The organism is Clostridium sp. AM34-9AC, assembly GCF_003480225.1.
Lineage (GTDB): Bacteria > Bacillota > Clostridia > Lachnospirales > Lachnospiraceae > Acetatifactor > Acetatifactor acetigignens.
This window is the reverse complement of record NZ_QUIU01000021.1, coordinates 34144-48796: the sequence shown is the minus strand read 5'-3', so window position 1 is coordinate 48796 and position 14653 is coordinate 34144. Positions and strand designations below refer to the sequence as shown.

The following is a 14653-nucleotide window of genomic DNA, read 5'->3' as shown; positions in this document are numbered from 1 at the left end:
GTACAAACGCTCACCTCCCTGTGTATCTGTCTTCCATATGAGGAGCAGGTATGAAAACGCCTGGAAGTACCGTGGCGGATGCCGATTAGCCAAAGAACGCCCCGAGCGAACTCATAACCTCGGTACAGAGCACCACCAGGTAGATGATCATAATACAAATCAGCATCATCATAGAGTAACGCTGGATCTTTTTGGGACGTTTGGCAGCTTCCTTTTTCAGATTGTTCTGCTCGATCTGACGCATATCGAAGGTAATCATTTTGAAGTACATCCGCTGGTCATCACCGCGCAGGACACCAATCAGGCCACGGATCACATCGGACAGCATGGGGCTGCCAATGCGGGTTTCAAATCGAATGAGGGCATTTTCATAGTTGCCGGTCTTCATATCAGCAATGGTCTGATCCAGTTCGGCGCCGAAGTCTTTCCCAGCCACACGGCGGTAGGAAGTCAGAATTTTAAGTACATCCCTGTCATTTTCAAGGCTCTGGCCGACGGTCAAAGCAAATCGGGGAATCTCGCCCTCGATCAGCTTGCGGCGCTTTTTAACAAAATCAAAGGCTGCATAGTAGGTTGAAAACCACAGTGCCACCGCAAGACCAATCAAAATAGGCACCAGCAGCGGAATAAGAAATGCCATGGGGATGGCACACAGGCCGACTGCCCCTGCAGTTACCCAGGCTCTGGCCGTATAGACCTCTGGGGTAAGCTGCAGACCTGCAATGTCCAGAGCGCGTTGTACCTTATTGCGCTTGAGCCGGTCCAGCCGCAAATAAGGGGCGATCCAACCGGCGATTTTTGTCACATAGACATCAAGCAGCTTTTCGTTTTTGGTGCCCTGCTGTTTGCGGGAGAGCATCATCATTTGTGAGGTCTTCTTGGTCGGGATGTCCACAAAGGCGCAGGTCAGGTTGTAGACAGCGAAACCGAAGAAGATGATGGCGATGAGCGCCAGAAAAGTCATACGCTATCACCTCCATATTCGATGGGCTTGCTCAGTTTCATGATCTGTGTCAGCGAAAACAGGATGATGGCTGCACAGATCGCCAGTGCAATTTTGCCCGGTGTGGTGAAGATAAGGGTGTGGAACCAATCCTCATTCAAGAAATAGAGCAGCGGCACATTGGCGATAACCAGAAATATCATGGTGATGGCTTCACGCCGCGGCCCTTGCATCATTGCCTCCAGTTCCGACTGCACCACACGCACATCGGAGAATTTCTGGTTGATGGTAGGAAGGGTATTCTTCATACTGCGGTCGGACTGGCACTGGATGAGGGTGCCGCACCATTCATGGAAGACCCGGTTGGGAATCTTCATCTTCAGGCTGTTGATAGCACTGGTGATGTTGGCATTGATCAATTCCGCTTCATAAACGAAGGCTTCAAAGTTGGCTTTTACCGGCTCATTGATATAGGGCAGGTTTTCCTTGACAGAACGGATCAGATCCTCGGTGCGCAGGTAGGAAGTCGTGATGATGGAAATAGCGGTTTCCAGTTCTTCATTCAGATGCTTTTTATAGCTGGCGGCAGTGCTGCGCAGATACCAGATCGGTATAAGGGAAAAACCGATACCCAGAATGGGCACCATGTACACATTCCCAATCAAAAGAGCCAGCACAGCCCCCACAGCGAACAGAATCAGGGACAGTCGTTTTATTGCCTCATAGCGGTCCGCCCGTCCGGTACCCTTCAAGATCTGTTTCAGTTCGTAATCCTGATTAAAAAAACCCTTGGCTGGTGTGCCCAGAAGAACATTCAGTTCATCAGACAAGGTGGCGGATTTTCGCTGGGAGCGGAAGAGGGCGTCAATAAAATCACCCGGCTTCACACCAAACAGAGCCAAAAGCCCAGCACTGAGCAGGATAAAACAGATAAGATAGATCCATTGCAATTAACCCACCTCCTTTGGCGGCTGCATGAATTCTTCCAATTCCTTGTTGGAAATGCCATTGTCCAACAGCCTTTTCTTCAAGGAATCGGAGATCAAGCCGATTTTTTTATGGTGCCCCACCACACGGGTTTCACCACGGTCATCAGTTACATTGTCCTCCACTTCATATTTGTATAGGGAATGGGCGATCAACCGCCCGTCCTGGTAGTCCTCGCCCTCGATGATTTCCATGATCTTACGGGAACGGTCCTCCAGCTGCTTGGTAAAGACGATGATGGGATACGCCTCTACCATGATCTGCATGAGGATGGAGTCATCCATGTTGTACTTGCGTTTGGCAAGGGTCATCATCCTGCGGTAAGTACTGTTGCAGGAATTGGAGTGGATGGTGGTACATACGGTATGGCCGGTGCGGGAACTTTCGGCTGCGGACAGGCTTTCTGCCGCTGACCGCATTTCACCTACACCGATGACATCCGGATGCTTACGCAGCACCCGCTCCAGAAGAAAATCCTGATTGATGTTCAGCGCAGGGTTCTCGCTGGGGCGGGTCAGCAGATGTACCACGGAATTGAGGATATTGCCCTGTGCATCCCGCTTGACCAGATCAAATTCGCGGCTGCCTTCTTCAATGGTAATAAGGCGCCGGTTATTGGGCACATTGGACAGCAGCCAGGCCATGATCGTGGTCTTGCCGGAGCCGGTGGAGCCGGCAATGCAGACGGACACCCCATATCGTATACAGGCAGTCAGAAAGTGAAGCATTTCAGCGGTGGCACTGCCGGAGTTCAGCAGTTTTTCTTCACTGACGGTCTGCTGGTTGACAATACGGATGGAGGCATTGACGCCTACATCTGCATCCACAATGGGAGTTTTGTCCACTGAAATACGGATGTTTTTGTCCAGAAATCCCACAATGCTGGGCATAGTATCATCAATGACCATGCCGCAGGCGTTGAGCATTCGGCGGATCACATCGATGGCGTGCTGGGGCGAACTGAATTTATCAGAGATCTTGATACTGCGCCCACTGGATTCGATCACTTCAATGTCGTTGTAGGCGTTGATGTTGACCTCCTCAACACCAGGCTTATAGATCCATTTCTTCAAAAAGGAGTAGCCGGCCATGTCTTCATAGAGCTTGGAACACAGTTCTTTTGTAGAGAGCCCGTCAAGGGCATATTTGCGTTTGACAATGTAGTGTTCCATCAGTTCTTTCAGCAGGCTTGTGGCACGCTCTGCATTGCCTTCCCCAGCTTCAGCAATGGTGGAGGCATGGTTTTCGGCAAAATACCGCTGTACATCCTCCAGTACCTGGTCATAGGTCAGCTCCTGATTGGCGGCCGGTGTGAAGAATATATCATTCAAATTACTCATCGGCATCCTCCTCACATTCATACGCTGCATCATCCTCTGACTGTTCGGCCAGTTCCATTTGCTCCAGAATTTCCAGTACCTTGTTCAGTGAAGCAGTGTATTTGGGGTTACAGTAGGTGATAGCCTTGAACATACCGCCTTCGGTAGCACAGCGGTCGATCTCCTTACTGTAGGGAAGCAGGCCGTCAAACCCGCCAATGATATAGCCCATTTCATCCAAGGCGTGGAAGGGACGGGCCAGACCGGCGAATGTCATATGCTCAGAAAACCGGAAGCGCTCGTCCACAAGCAGAGGTTGATGGGCTTTCAGGTAGTTGATGCCCTTTAGGTCCGGGGTGAGGATACGGATGACCACATCGCCGGCTTCAATGGCGGCGGGAGTGAACACATTGGTCATGCTGGTGCTGCAGTCCAGAATGACGAAATCTACCAGTTTGGCGGCAGCATGAATGAGCTGCAGTACCATGGTATATTTGACCTCTGGGTAGCTCAGCGGGTTTTCTCCTGCCGCATAGCCCATCATCCCAATGAAGGGATAGTTTTTCAGCACTGTCACATGACTGGCGACCAGAGATGTATCAATCTCCACACTGCTCAAAACCTGGCCGATAGAGGTATTGGTCTGGATGATCTGCTCCGGTAGCCAGACCGGCAGCATAGGGACATTCATATCGGCATTGATAATGATGGCTTTCCGCTTGTCCCGGGTCAGGGCTTTGGCCAGAATACAGCAGAACATGGATTTGCCGCTGCCGGGGCTTCCCCAGACGGTGATAACTTTACCCATAACGAAGATCCTCCTTCCTTGATTTGATTATTCTGCCGAGGGTGCAGTTTCATTAGTGGATTGTGCAGACTCTGCAGTTTCCGTTTCCTGGGGTTCACTTTCAACATCAGAATTTTCCGCATCTGCAGCTTCTTCCTCAATCAAAGTTTCGGGGAAGTAGATTTCCTGCAGAGTCTTATCCTGCTCGGCAAGCAGCTCATCTGCCAGTTTGTCATTGTTGCGGGAGATAAGAGCCACATGAGCTACGCCGTCATTTTCAAGACCGGTAATGATCTTCGCCTGTTCAGGGCTTGCCAGCACAGTGATGGTGGCTGACTGCTGCTTTTCTTCATCCTCCGTGGGCTCCTTGGCATTATCCACATTGATGCCGTCTGAGTCTGTGACGGACAATACTTTGACAAAACGCAGTTCCGGTACTTCGGCCGCCGTATCAAGAAAGTGGTAAATACGGATGATGTCACCGGGCTGAAGCTTGTCAGAGAGGCCGGAAGCAAGTGTTTTAACGGTCAGCGAGATAGCGACCTTACCGGAAGGGATGCTGTTGAGCGCCACATCGGACGAAACCGGTACAGAGCTGATCTTGCTGGTAAGGATATAGTCACCCACAGCCAAGTCGGCGGTAGCGTAAAGACCATTTACATCAGAGAGCTGATGGGCGATGTTGGAGGGGAGGTTATAGCCGCCTACCTCAACCACCTCGGCATTTTCTGACGAGATTTGTTCGCCTTTCAATACCGGCTGGGTAATGCGGACGATTTCCTCCTTTCCATTGGTCTGACGGGCGATGGTTGGAAGTGCCACAAAGGCGATAACCGCCGCCAGCAGCAGAGAAAGGATACCGAAGATGAATCGGTTATTGAGTTTCATAAGCGTTGTCTCCTATCTTAAAAATAGTTGGGCCAAGGTCGCTGTACAGCAGCCGCAGGCGAGAAATGGCAGGAACGGGATAGCAAGGGGCTGCCCGGTTCGGTAAAGCCGCCTGAGAAGAAAGATCACAGGCATTGCGGTAACAGCTGCAGTCAGAAAGACCAGCGCCATGCCGGAAGGACCGTAGACCAGCCCTAATATCCCGCAGAACTTGATATCCCCGCCGCCCAGACCAGTGCCGTTTGTTGCCAGTGCAGCTGCCAATGGAATACAAAAGCCGAGCAGGGCACCTACCAGAGCATGGGTAGCGACCGGCCAGAGAAAGAGCGGCGGAAGTCCATGATTTAACAGGAAATACCCTTGAAGGACCGGCGCCAGGGCAGCTAAGGGGATAAAAAAGACGAGTGCCCGGTCAGGCACCCGTCTGTAAAGCACATCGTAGACAGCAAAGCCGGCCACCACAAAAAATATGGTAAGCAGGTAAGCTGTCCAGAGGTTATTCTCGATTGGTATACCAGTCATCATAAAGGCTCCCTTGGATCGAAACATAGTCATTTAGGTTGATGGATAACATACCGTCAGGAGTCCAGGTATCCCACACCTGTGTATAGATGGTGTAGTCGGTGGCATCGGGGAACCACAGCGGTGTGAAATGCACTGTCCGGTCATAGGTGGAAAACTCGTTGGGCTTAAAGATGAATTTTGCACTTTGGCCGCCGGAACGCTGCAGAAGCCGCAGATAGGTCTGATACTGGAACTCAGGAAATACGGAAAAGGCAGTTTGGGGATAAGTAATGTGGCTGGTCGGGGCATCTGTTGACAGCGTTGCCCGCACTTCGGTTTTAACGCCGTACCCGCTTTTCATCGTCTTGCCGGATGCTGTGGGTACAATATCATCTGGCATTAGAGACATCTCGCCGCTGATGGAAGCGGAGTAGCCCGTATATTCGTATTCCCAATATCCTTCATCGACCCAGTGACCGCCATCTTCACCGTGGTCGCACCATACCCATACAGGCACCCAGTAGCAGCTCCAGACGCCCCAGTTGGCAGTGAGCTTCTGCGTTTCATTGGGCAGGGGCGGCACAGAGTAGCCGGGATTCGTGTCGGTTGCCACAGGGTCAGGCGGAATGTGTTCATTCAGGTCCACGATCTTTGCGACAAAGGTATCCTGGGCGGTATAGGCGCCGCTGACAGATACTGTAATGGTTATGGTCTGGGGTGTGGAGGGAGTATGCCATTTGACCCAGACTACCTGACTGTCACCGGCGGGGATCACTATATCATTGACCCGGTAGGTGGTGCCGAGGATATGGAAGGTAACCGATGCCGGATTATCCGGCGTCAGATCTTGGTCCGTCCGTAGTGTGACGGCGGTGATCACATCCGTGTCCACTCGGTATTCAACATCAGGGGCCTCAATTTCTCCTTCCGGCGGAGCTTCATCAAACCAGACGATACCAACGCCAAGGGTGCTGATGATGTCGGAATTGTTCTGCTTTCCAGTGGTGTTGCCTGTCCAGACGGAGATGCCAAGGTCGCTGAATTCCAGGAACATTGACAGCGGCAGATTTTTATGGGTAAGCGAGGTCATGGTTTTCCGCAGATTGCCGCCGGACATCTGATCATACAGGCCGGCCTCAGTAGCTGTCATGCAGTAATACTGACCGTTGTGAGTGAAGTAGGCAATGGGTTCAATCAGAAGCTTGTACTCGCCGGCAATCATCCGTTCATAATCGACGCCGGCTGCCTGAGCGACCATCATGCACGCATATTCAGAACAGAAATACCGTTTGATGGCTTCGATGTTGCTCTGCCCCTTGCTGCTGACGATGGTGGGCATAGACTGTGTAGGTCTAATGCAGGAATAGGCAACGCCGGACTGAAGGGAGAGGCCGGTGCCGCCCAGATATTGCAGCTTGTTGACTTTACCAAAATGGAGAAGACTGGTTTTCTGCGTCCGGTTTGAAAAGTCCAGCGGCGAAGATACGGCAGTTCCACTGGATGCGTCAACAACAGTAATGCGAACGCCATCGTTGCCTGAGTTCCAGAAGTTGCTGCTTGTGCCCTGACCCATGCTGCCACCGCCGCCATCTATGTTTCCATTTCCGCCCGATGCAAAGGCAGAGGAGGGGAATAGACAGAAAACAAGGGTAAAGCAGCATAGGAAGGCGAGAAGTCGTTTCAAATACATCACGCTCCATTCCTTTTGAAAATAGGAAGGCCGCCACAATCCTGTGACGGCCAAGTAGTGTCATATTCAGTTGTAGTAAATCAGCCCATATTGCCGACCTGTTTGTTCAGATCCCCATCGCTGTCACCGGTGGACTGCTGTACATTGCCGGGAACAACCCAGCCAAACACTGGATCGTATACAGCTCCATTTCCGTTGCTGGAGCCGGGAACCGGGTCATTGCTGGGCGGCGTTTGCTCGGCGGGTGGGGCAGTGACCTCCGGAACTGACGGGTCAGGATTGACGGTATGCTCCTGACCAGGATCTTTGATTTCGGTCTTACCTTCCGGCACCGGAGGAGGTGTTTCTTTAGGCTTTTCGGTGTCAGTGAAGTCGATCACAACCTCATCCTCCGTTTGGGAGGTTACTTTGGGATATTCTTCTTTGGCGTCTGTGGACTGGCCGGGGGCATAAGCATCTGCTCCATTATCACCATCTGTCTGTGTGCCGCCATCTGACCAATCGCCGGTGACGCTGCTGGGTGGAGATTCATCCGGTCTAAAATCTCCGGTACGGTCGCGGCTTACGAACCAGCAGACACCCAGAATAGAGACGCAGAGGAGAGCCAGCGAGGAAACAATAAAGCCTTTGGATTGGAAAAACTTCTTCATATTTTACATACACTCCTTTTTTGCTGTTATATAAAGCCTATACGGTAGAATGTGCCGGGCTTTCAACAGTATTGTTAGAATTTTGTGTTGTGGTAGCCTGTCAGCTCCACCCGTTGGGTGATAGCCGGATAACTGTGACCGAACATCTGCACATAGAACTCCACATCACAGTAAAAGATGTACTCAACCCGTCCATCCTCTACATTGAACTCCAGGCTGATGTCGGAAACCTTGTAATCCTCCGTTGAAAGCGGAATCTTGGAGTCCAGGCCGCCTGCTACTGTAGCCTCCAGCATGTCGGTATAATCATTGCTGGAGTAAAGGGTATTTAGGTACTCTTCAAAGTTGGTTTCACGCTGGGAGCGGTAGGTGTCTGCATAAATTGTGCCGCTGAGGTTATTTAACTCCATTTTAGCGCCATTGCGGATGTTGATGCAGGTGATCCGGATGGAAGCGTACAGGAGCAGGAAGGAGATCAGCATCACGATACCTACCACAAAAAAGCAGGCGAAAAAGGTGATCTCGCCCCGTTCGTTTCGCAGCGACTGTTTCAGCCGCAGGAATATGCGTTTCATAGGTCACCTCACTTCCAGTAGTGCTCACTGACGCCGCTGCCACGGGCAACCACTGTGATGTTTACCAGGTCAAAATTCCAGAACCCACCCAGTTTGGCATCTCCCTCGATAGTAATGAAGAAGGGGGTGCCCAACTGGATGGCATTTGTCATACCGGATGGCCTGGGTGATGTGTAGGTAGCGTCAATGGAGTAGGAAATATTTTCGGCTCCTTCGATCTGAGAACTCAAAAATTCAAACAGCTCATCGGTCTCGCCGTTGACGCCGCCGGAAAGCTGGATCTGTTTGACCATCTGATCGGCGGCATGGTCAAGTTCCTGCTTGGTGGAAATGATGCTGAACAGGTCAATAATGAAGGCAAGAAGCAGGACGGCAATGAAGATAAAGACCACCGTACTGAAATAGTTGGCCTCGCCCCGCTCGTTGTTCAGCATCTTCCGGGCTTTTTGAAAGAGAATAGAAACCACCACCTTTACTTAAATTGAAAACAGCCGCTCCAAACCGGAGCGGCTGCTATGCAAAGTTTTGACTGTACCAAGTATAACAGATATGGATTTACGGCGAAAGGGCAGGACTGTGCCAATGTAGAGACAATTTTCTGCCAATTACAGCCCACCCTTAATAAAAGGAATCGCACCATAATGTCCAATCAAATAGCCTTTTTCCAGCTTGGTATCTTTACGAATAGAAAAAGCTTGGAGAGAGAACAGATCGGTAGCAGCGGTCAGTTCATCTTTTTCGGCAAACCAGATCTGATCTCTCCTCAGCACATCCAAGTCAAGAAGATTGGTATTGTGTGATGTGAAAATCAACTGGGCCCCATTTGGATTGAATTCCACGCTGTTAAAAAGTGAGACTAGATGCTTTGTCAGGAGGGGATGCAGATGAGCGTCCAGTTCGTCTACTACAAGGGGTGTTCCTTCATCCAGCACCTCTTTTACTATGCCAATCAGTTTGAAATAACTGTTGGTGCCATCAGATTCCTCTGCCATGTTCAGTGTGTAGGAAGATGTAACTGAAAATGAGAAACTGGACTTGGAGTATATCTGTTTTTTTCTCCCATTGACTGCAACAAGAAAAAGTGTTATTATGAATACATAAAATAAAGAAAAATTGAGTATTATAATAACAAGTGCAACAGAAAGGAGATCTGTATGGAAAAGATAAAGTACCGAGATTTGATCATGCAGTATCTGACTGCTCTGGAGCCAGATCAAACAATTACAACCGAACAGGTCGCACAGTATGTGGCGGAGCGACTTTTACTTGATGCGGCGATGGTAAAAAAGACAGTCAATGTAAATATGGCCCGGCTTGAAAAAGAGGGGCAGATTATGCGTCTAACCAAAGGGATTTACTGCAGGAGGGTGAAAACAGCATTTGGATATTATACTCCGGATAAAGAAACACTTTTTTGTAAGCAATTACTTCGGAAAGAAAACGAGATAATTGGATATGAAACAGGATTGTCGGCATTAAATCGCATTGGTCTTGTTTCTCAAATGCCAAGAAGGAGATGCATTGCAACCAACCTGCATACAAAACGAGTTCCGGAAGGAATGCAGATTGAGATTCGGAAACCGCCTATCGTAGTTAATTCTGACAATTTTCGGTATTTGCAAATTTTGGATGCAATCAGAGAACTGGATATGGCACCAGTAGATACTGCAAAGCCGATTGATGTGGTAAGAGCTACTGTTGAGGAATTCACATTGAAAACTGAGATGTTGATTCTGATGGCCAGAAAATATTATGGGCAAAAAACTTTGCTTCGGACCATAGACATTTTGTTGGAGGGTAGTTATGAAATTGCACGAGGATAAATTTGCTTTTTTGAATATTATCAATTTAATCCATGAGGCTAGCAGCATTAGGGCTGATATTTTGGAGAAGGACTATTATGTTACACTACTGTTGAGGGAGTTAGCAGGGAAACAGGTAACGCTGCCAGCCTATTTTAAAGGCGGAACGGCCTTGTATAAAGCACAGAAAAGTATCCGCCGGTTTTCAGAGGATATTGACTTGACGGTGTGCATCGATAATTGCAGTAACAGCCAGGCTAAGAAACGGCTGGAGATGGCAACAAAGAAATATCAGGCCCTACCACGCACATCCAGAAAGGATCTCGAAGATGATCGGAAAGGTAGTATCACAACTGTCTATGATTATACTCCGCTTGTAGGCGTTGACTCGGATGATCCGCTCCAACGGTTTGGGTATGTCAAAGTAGAAGGTACATCCTTTACCGTCAGCGAGCCTTTTACACCGCTTGAAATTGAACCGATACTTTACACTTATGCTACCGAAGAACAGCGAAATATTCTTCAGTCACAATATAATGTTGCCCCTTTCATGATTAACACAATTCGGTTAGAGAGGATTTTTGCCGACAAGATTTTTGCTGCTGAATTCTATTATGAGCGTAAGATGTATTTTGATGTGGCAAAACATCTTTACGATGTCAGCGTCATGTTTGATTTAGAGCAGATTCAGGAAATGATTCAAAATCAGCAGACATTCCTTGAGATGCTGGGGTATAAAAGACTGGAAGAGACCCGAAGAACAGGCAGTGATCTGGCGGAAAAGAAGTTTTCTGATTTTCAGTTGCTCAGAGGGTTTTCTGATAATGAGGCACTTCGTAAGGACTATCAGAATATGCAGCGCAACTATGTTTTTGCGGAAGAAGATGCATTGTCTTTTGGTTTTGTGGTAGAGCAGTGGAAGAAACTTGGAGAGGTATTGCTTGCGCTTGAGTAAGTGCAGTATGACACTGGTGTCATAAAAACTGTGGACAAAAATTAGCCAGGGGAGCAGCGGTTTATCTGCTCCTCTGGCATTGCTTTGCTTACAGGTTCTGACGGATGATCCGGGTGATAATACCTACGGCCACACCCCGCTCCATATCCAGACGGGTGACGGCAAAAGATACATCGTCCTTTTTGCCGGGCATCCGGTAGTCATAGCAGGAGTGAGCTACCGCATTGACACCGTTGGAGAGGCGCACATAGACAACGCCCTTGTGGACATCTGTGACACGACCGGCATACTTGCCCTGGATACGGCACTTCTGCAGGTTGTCCCTGTCGGTATTCTCGGAAATACTCTTGATGTCAGCCTTGATGCCCAAGTCCTCCAGACTGTTGCGCCGCACGCTGAGAATACGGACCAGAACCTCATCGCCTACGGAAAAACGCTCATGGGCGTCACCGATCCAGTCCCAGGCAAGGTCACGGGCAAGGATGGAGGTTTCAACGCCGAAAACTTCCACGCGCACAACCTTTTCAGCCACTGCAATCACACGCGCCTGGACGATGCGGCCCTCATAGACACGGTACATACCGGCAGCATCCGTATCCAGATAGAAAATCTGGCGTTTGCGCAGCATGGCCTCCTTGCGGCTGGCAACTACGCTGCGAGTTTTGGAGTCGATACCACGCACGATGAAGTCAATGTCAGCACCCAGCATGTTGCCAAGGATCTTATTTTGGCGCAGCATAAGGTCGGTATATTCCTGGCCGGAAGGGCTGCGGCCCAGATTGATCATCATTTCCTTGATAGGGATAATGACACGGAACCCCTTGTAATCCACAACTGCCACTGTCTTGCGGTTGTCCAGCTGTTCAATGCCGCCCAGCTTGCCGGTGATGATCTTGCGGGTACGGTAGGCATTATGGATCTCATGCCAGATTACATCATCTCGGTCTTCGGCAGTCTCGACATCATCCCGGTTGCGGATGGTAAGGACGGGAGCCTCGCCGCGCTGGGGGCGGGGCTGGCGCCGGGGAGGAGAGGGAATGGGTGCAGGAGCGGCAACTTCTTCCACAGCAGGAACGTCAGGCTCCACAGCAGGTTCCTCCGCAATAGAAAGGGTTTCGGCTGTATCCGCCGACACTGTTGTTTCGGTAGGAACTTCCTCTGAGACAGGTTCTTCAGGAGCAGCAGCTTCTTTCTTCTTCCGGCTGGTACGCTTGGGCTTTGGAGATGCAGGGGGTTCCTGCAAAGCGTCGGCGTTATCTTCGTAAACATCAGGCGGCTGCACATCAGAGTCTTCCGGCATATCAGTGGGAGCAGCGCTTTGATCGTCTGTTTCAGCAGGCGCATCCCCGAACATTTCCTCCTCGGTGAGTTCAGGAAGGGGATCTTCATTCATATCTTCGCCAGAGGTGTCCTGCTGGGGCTGATCCATCAGCCCCAGCAGTTCGTTCAAATCCAGACCATCGCCAGCGTCAGCAGGAAGGGATTCAGGTTGAGCGGTATCGACCAGCAGAGTTTCGCTTTCCGACATAACGGTTTCGGTAACAGGAGCGTCCTGTTCCAGAAGTTCTTTTTTCTTGGTTGCCATAGATTAAACCTCCTATGAATTTGATAGTTTTGTTTAAGACAGGATGGAATCCTTGTCTGTGGTAATAATGCCTTCCGGCGTACCGGCAGATTTGGGAGCCGGAGCCTCTTTGGGTGATTTATCTGTGGGGGATGCCGGTTTGGTGGCTTTGCGCTTTGCCGGTTTCTTTGCTGCCGGAGCCGGTTTCGGCGCGGGCTGCGGTGTTTTGGCGGCTTCTTCTTCCAAGCGGCGCCATTCCGGCACATGGGCAGATGCTTTGCAGGAACGCAGATACTTGGCTTCCGGATGTTTGGAGTAATCCATTTTGTCTACCTGCAGAACCTTCTTGCCGCGGATGATGATGAGTGCCTGATCCAGCGGGAGTCGCAGGACTTCATCAGGAGTAAGTACAGGGCGTTTTCCAACACCGGAGGTTTCACGAAACTCCGGTGTATAGTTGGAGATACGCCAGGTGCCCAGCTGTTTGGACTTACTGGATACTGCTACGGAGGCAAGCCCTGTCCTGGCAGAAATAAATTCGGCAGTAAGCTGGTCTGTACAGCCCAAAAACAACTGCGCGTCACAGTTTCCAATGATCTCCTGCCACAAATTCTGCGGGTATCTGTTCTGCAATCCTGCGAGATTTTGGAATACACAGGACATGGAGATATTCCGGGAGCGTATTACGCTGAGCCGGCGGGAGAGGTCGGGGATCGTGCCGCACGCTGTCAGTTCTTCCCCAAGGATATGGACAGGCACAGGCAGTTTGCCACCCTCGCAGTTGTGGTCTGCATATCGCACCAGTTTGATGAAGCAGAAAGATAGAAACAGCGAGGCCAGAAAATCAAAGGTACTGTCCTGGTCGCTGGTAACGAGGAAGTAGGCACAAGGCTGCTGACCCGGAAGCTCCAGATCGATCTCATTCTTAGCGGTAATTTTCTTGATCAGTTCAGACTGGAATACCTGGAGGCGGCTGCCCAGACCGATAATCACGCCGCTTCGCACTGTGTCGCTGGCCTGCTTGAACAGGCTGTAGGGTGCTTTGGCAGGATGAGTGGAAGGAAGCGCTTCGAGCAATGTGTCAAGTTGGGATTCCCCATTGAGGGTCAGCAGCCGGTAGACTTCGCCAATGTTGCGGTTTTCTTCCGCATAGCCTTGATCCACATACAGTACCAAGGCCTTGAGCAGATTCATCTCGCAGGCATCCCAGAAATGGTCGCTCTTGCCGTTGTTCGTGGTGTTCTTGATGATGACATCTACAAAAAGCTGAGCCATTAGTTCCTGTCCCTCAACTTCGGCAAGGCAACACCAGGAATCTGAGTTTTCAGGCGAAACGAGGTTGAATACCTTGACACAATAGCCCCGGCTGCGGAGAAATTCGCTTGACTTCTCGTACAATTCCGATTTGGGATCGCAGATGATCAGCGATTCTCCGGCGCCATTTTCGCCTCGGACAGTGGCCTGAAGAATACGATTCATACAAAACGAACGGGTTTTCATGGAGCCACTGGCGCCGTAGACTGCCAGATTGCCGTTGATTCTGGTATCTTCCGGTATGCAGACTGCTTTGCCATCCAGCATACCCAGTACAATACCCTTGTGCTTGCGCAGGTCGGGCACCAGATCCAGTACGCCGGACATCTCTTTGCGGGACATCCAGCCGGAGGTGCCATAAGTGCCTTTGGCGGAGTAGGAGAAATTACGGTCTTCATCATACTCGTCGGCATCACCATATCCCATGCGCATGACCATGATGAGCAGCACTGCTAACAAGCCAATGCAGATCAAAATGCCATACACGCCATAAGGCGGTCGGAGCACAGAGGAAAGGCAGAGAAGGAAGTCGGGCGAAGCGGCCAGCGGTGAAGTACCATCGCCGGGAATGCCGCCGCCCTGTTTCCAGGTTGCATAGTTACCCAAAAGCTGTGCCAGAAAGCCGCCTGCGTATAGGATTGCAAGAATGGCAAAGGGCGCTGCAATCAGGCTCAC

The 14653-nt window shown here is 50.4% G+C and carries 15 protein-coding genes; 2 read left to right on the top strand and 13 right to left on the bottom strand.

What is annotated here, in order from left to right; genetic code table 11:
* Positions 1-85 precede the first annotated feature (85 nt).
* From DW835_RS12595 to DW835_RS18640, 11 genes are all read right to left on the bottom strand, one after another.
* Positions 86-964: a hypothetical protein gene (locus DW835_RS12595; protein ID WP_050624192.1), complete on the bottom strand. Its 879-nt coding sequence runs from the start codon at positions 962-964 to the stop codon at positions 86-88.
* On the bottom strand, positions 961-1893 hold the full coding sequence (locus DW835_RS12590; RefSeq protein WP_118731256.1) for a hypothetical protein: 933 nt from the start codon (positions 1891-1893) through the stop codon (positions 961-963). The genes DW835_RS12595 and DW835_RS12590 overlap by 4 nt, the downstream gene beginning before the upstream one ends.
* Complete coding sequence (locus DW835_RS12585; RefSeq protein ID WP_003499636.1) at positions 1894-3270, bottom strand: CpaF/VirB11 family protein; 1377 nt, start codon at positions 3268-3270, stop codon at positions 1894-1896. It lies immediately after the preceding gene.
* A complete protein-coding gene (locus DW835_RS12580) occupies positions 3263-4057 on the bottom strand; it encodes a hypothetical protein (RefSeq protein ID WP_003499635.1) in 795 nt (264 codons plus the stop codon). The genes DW835_RS12585 and DW835_RS12580 overlap by 8 nt, the downstream gene beginning before the upstream one ends.
* Before the next feature lie 27 nt (positions 4058-4084).
* Positions 4085-4924 carry an RcpC/CpaB family pilus assembly protein gene (locus DW835_RS12575; RefSeq protein WP_003499634.1) on the bottom strand — a complete coding sequence of 280 codons (840 nt, stop codon included), beginning with the start codon at positions 4922-4924 and terminating at the stop codon, positions 4085-4087.
* Between the two features lie 12 nt (positions 4925-4936).
* Positions 4937-5449, bottom strand: coding sequence for a prepilin peptidase (locus tag DW835_RS12570; protein WP_003499633.1), 513 nt, complete (start codon positions 5447-5449; stop codon positions 4937-4939).
* Complete coding sequence (locus tag DW835_RS12565; RefSeq protein WP_044911223.1) at positions 5421-7118, bottom strand: hypothetical protein; 1698 nt, start codon at positions 7116-7118, stop codon at positions 5421-5423. Before DW835_RS12565 ends, DW835_RS12570 begins: the two co-directional genes overlap by 29 nt.
* 80 nt (positions 7119-7198) lie before the next feature.
* On the bottom strand, positions 7199-7768 hold the full coding sequence (locus DW835_RS12560; RefSeq protein ID WP_003499631.1) for a DUF6550 family protein: 570 nt from the start codon (positions 7766-7768) through the stop codon (positions 7199-7201).
* A 74-nt stretch (positions 7769-7842) separates the two neighbouring features.
* Positions 7843-8343, bottom strand: coding sequence for a hypothetical protein (locus tag DW835_RS12555; RefSeq protein WP_003499630.1), 501 nt, complete (start codon positions 8341-8343; stop codon positions 7843-7845).
* 8 nt (positions 8344-8351) lie between these two features.
* Positions 8352-8810: a DUF4320 family protein gene (locus DW835_RS12550; protein WP_347559378.1), complete on the bottom strand. Its 459-nt coding sequence runs from the start codon at positions 8808-8810 to the stop codon at positions 8352-8354.
* A gap of 138 nt (positions 8811-8948) precedes the next feature.
* The gene (locus DW835_RS18640) at positions 8949-9560 is read right to left on the bottom strand and encodes an AAA family ATPase (protein WP_049941638.1); all 612 of its coding nucleotides are present in this window, start codon (positions 9558-9560) and stop codon (positions 8949-8951) included.
* Here DW835_RS18640 and DW835_RS12540 point away from each other — a divergent pair.
* Positions 9498-10166, top strand: coding sequence for a DUF6088 family protein (locus tag DW835_RS12540; RefSeq protein ID WP_003499627.1), 669 nt, complete (start codon positions 9498-9500; stop codon positions 10164-10166). The two genes, DW835_RS18640 and DW835_RS12540, sit on opposite strands and share 63 nt — an antisense overlap.
* Positions 10147-11100, top strand: a complete 954-nt coding sequence (locus DW835_RS12535; RefSeq protein ID WP_003499625.1) for a nucleotidyl transferase AbiEii/AbiGii toxin family protein — start codon at positions 10147-10149, stop codon at positions 11098-11100. The genes DW835_RS12540 and DW835_RS12535 overlap by 20 nt, the downstream gene beginning before the upstream one ends.
* A gap of 88 nt (positions 11101-11188) precedes the next feature.
* Here the strand turns inward: DW835_RS12535 and DW835_RS12530 are convergent, their stop codons facing one another.
* Positions 11189-12628 carry a S1 RNA-binding domain-containing protein gene (locus tag DW835_RS12530; protein ID WP_347559377.1) on the bottom strand — a complete coding sequence of 480 codons (1440 nt, stop codon included), beginning with the start codon at positions 12626-12628 and terminating at the stop codon, positions 11189-11191.
* A 90-nt stretch (positions 12629-12718) separates the two neighbouring features.
* Entirely contained in the window at positions 12719-14653 is a 1935-nt protein-coding gene (locus DW835_RS12525) for a VirD4-like conjugal transfer protein, CD1115 family (RefSeq protein WP_003499621.1), read from the bottom strand.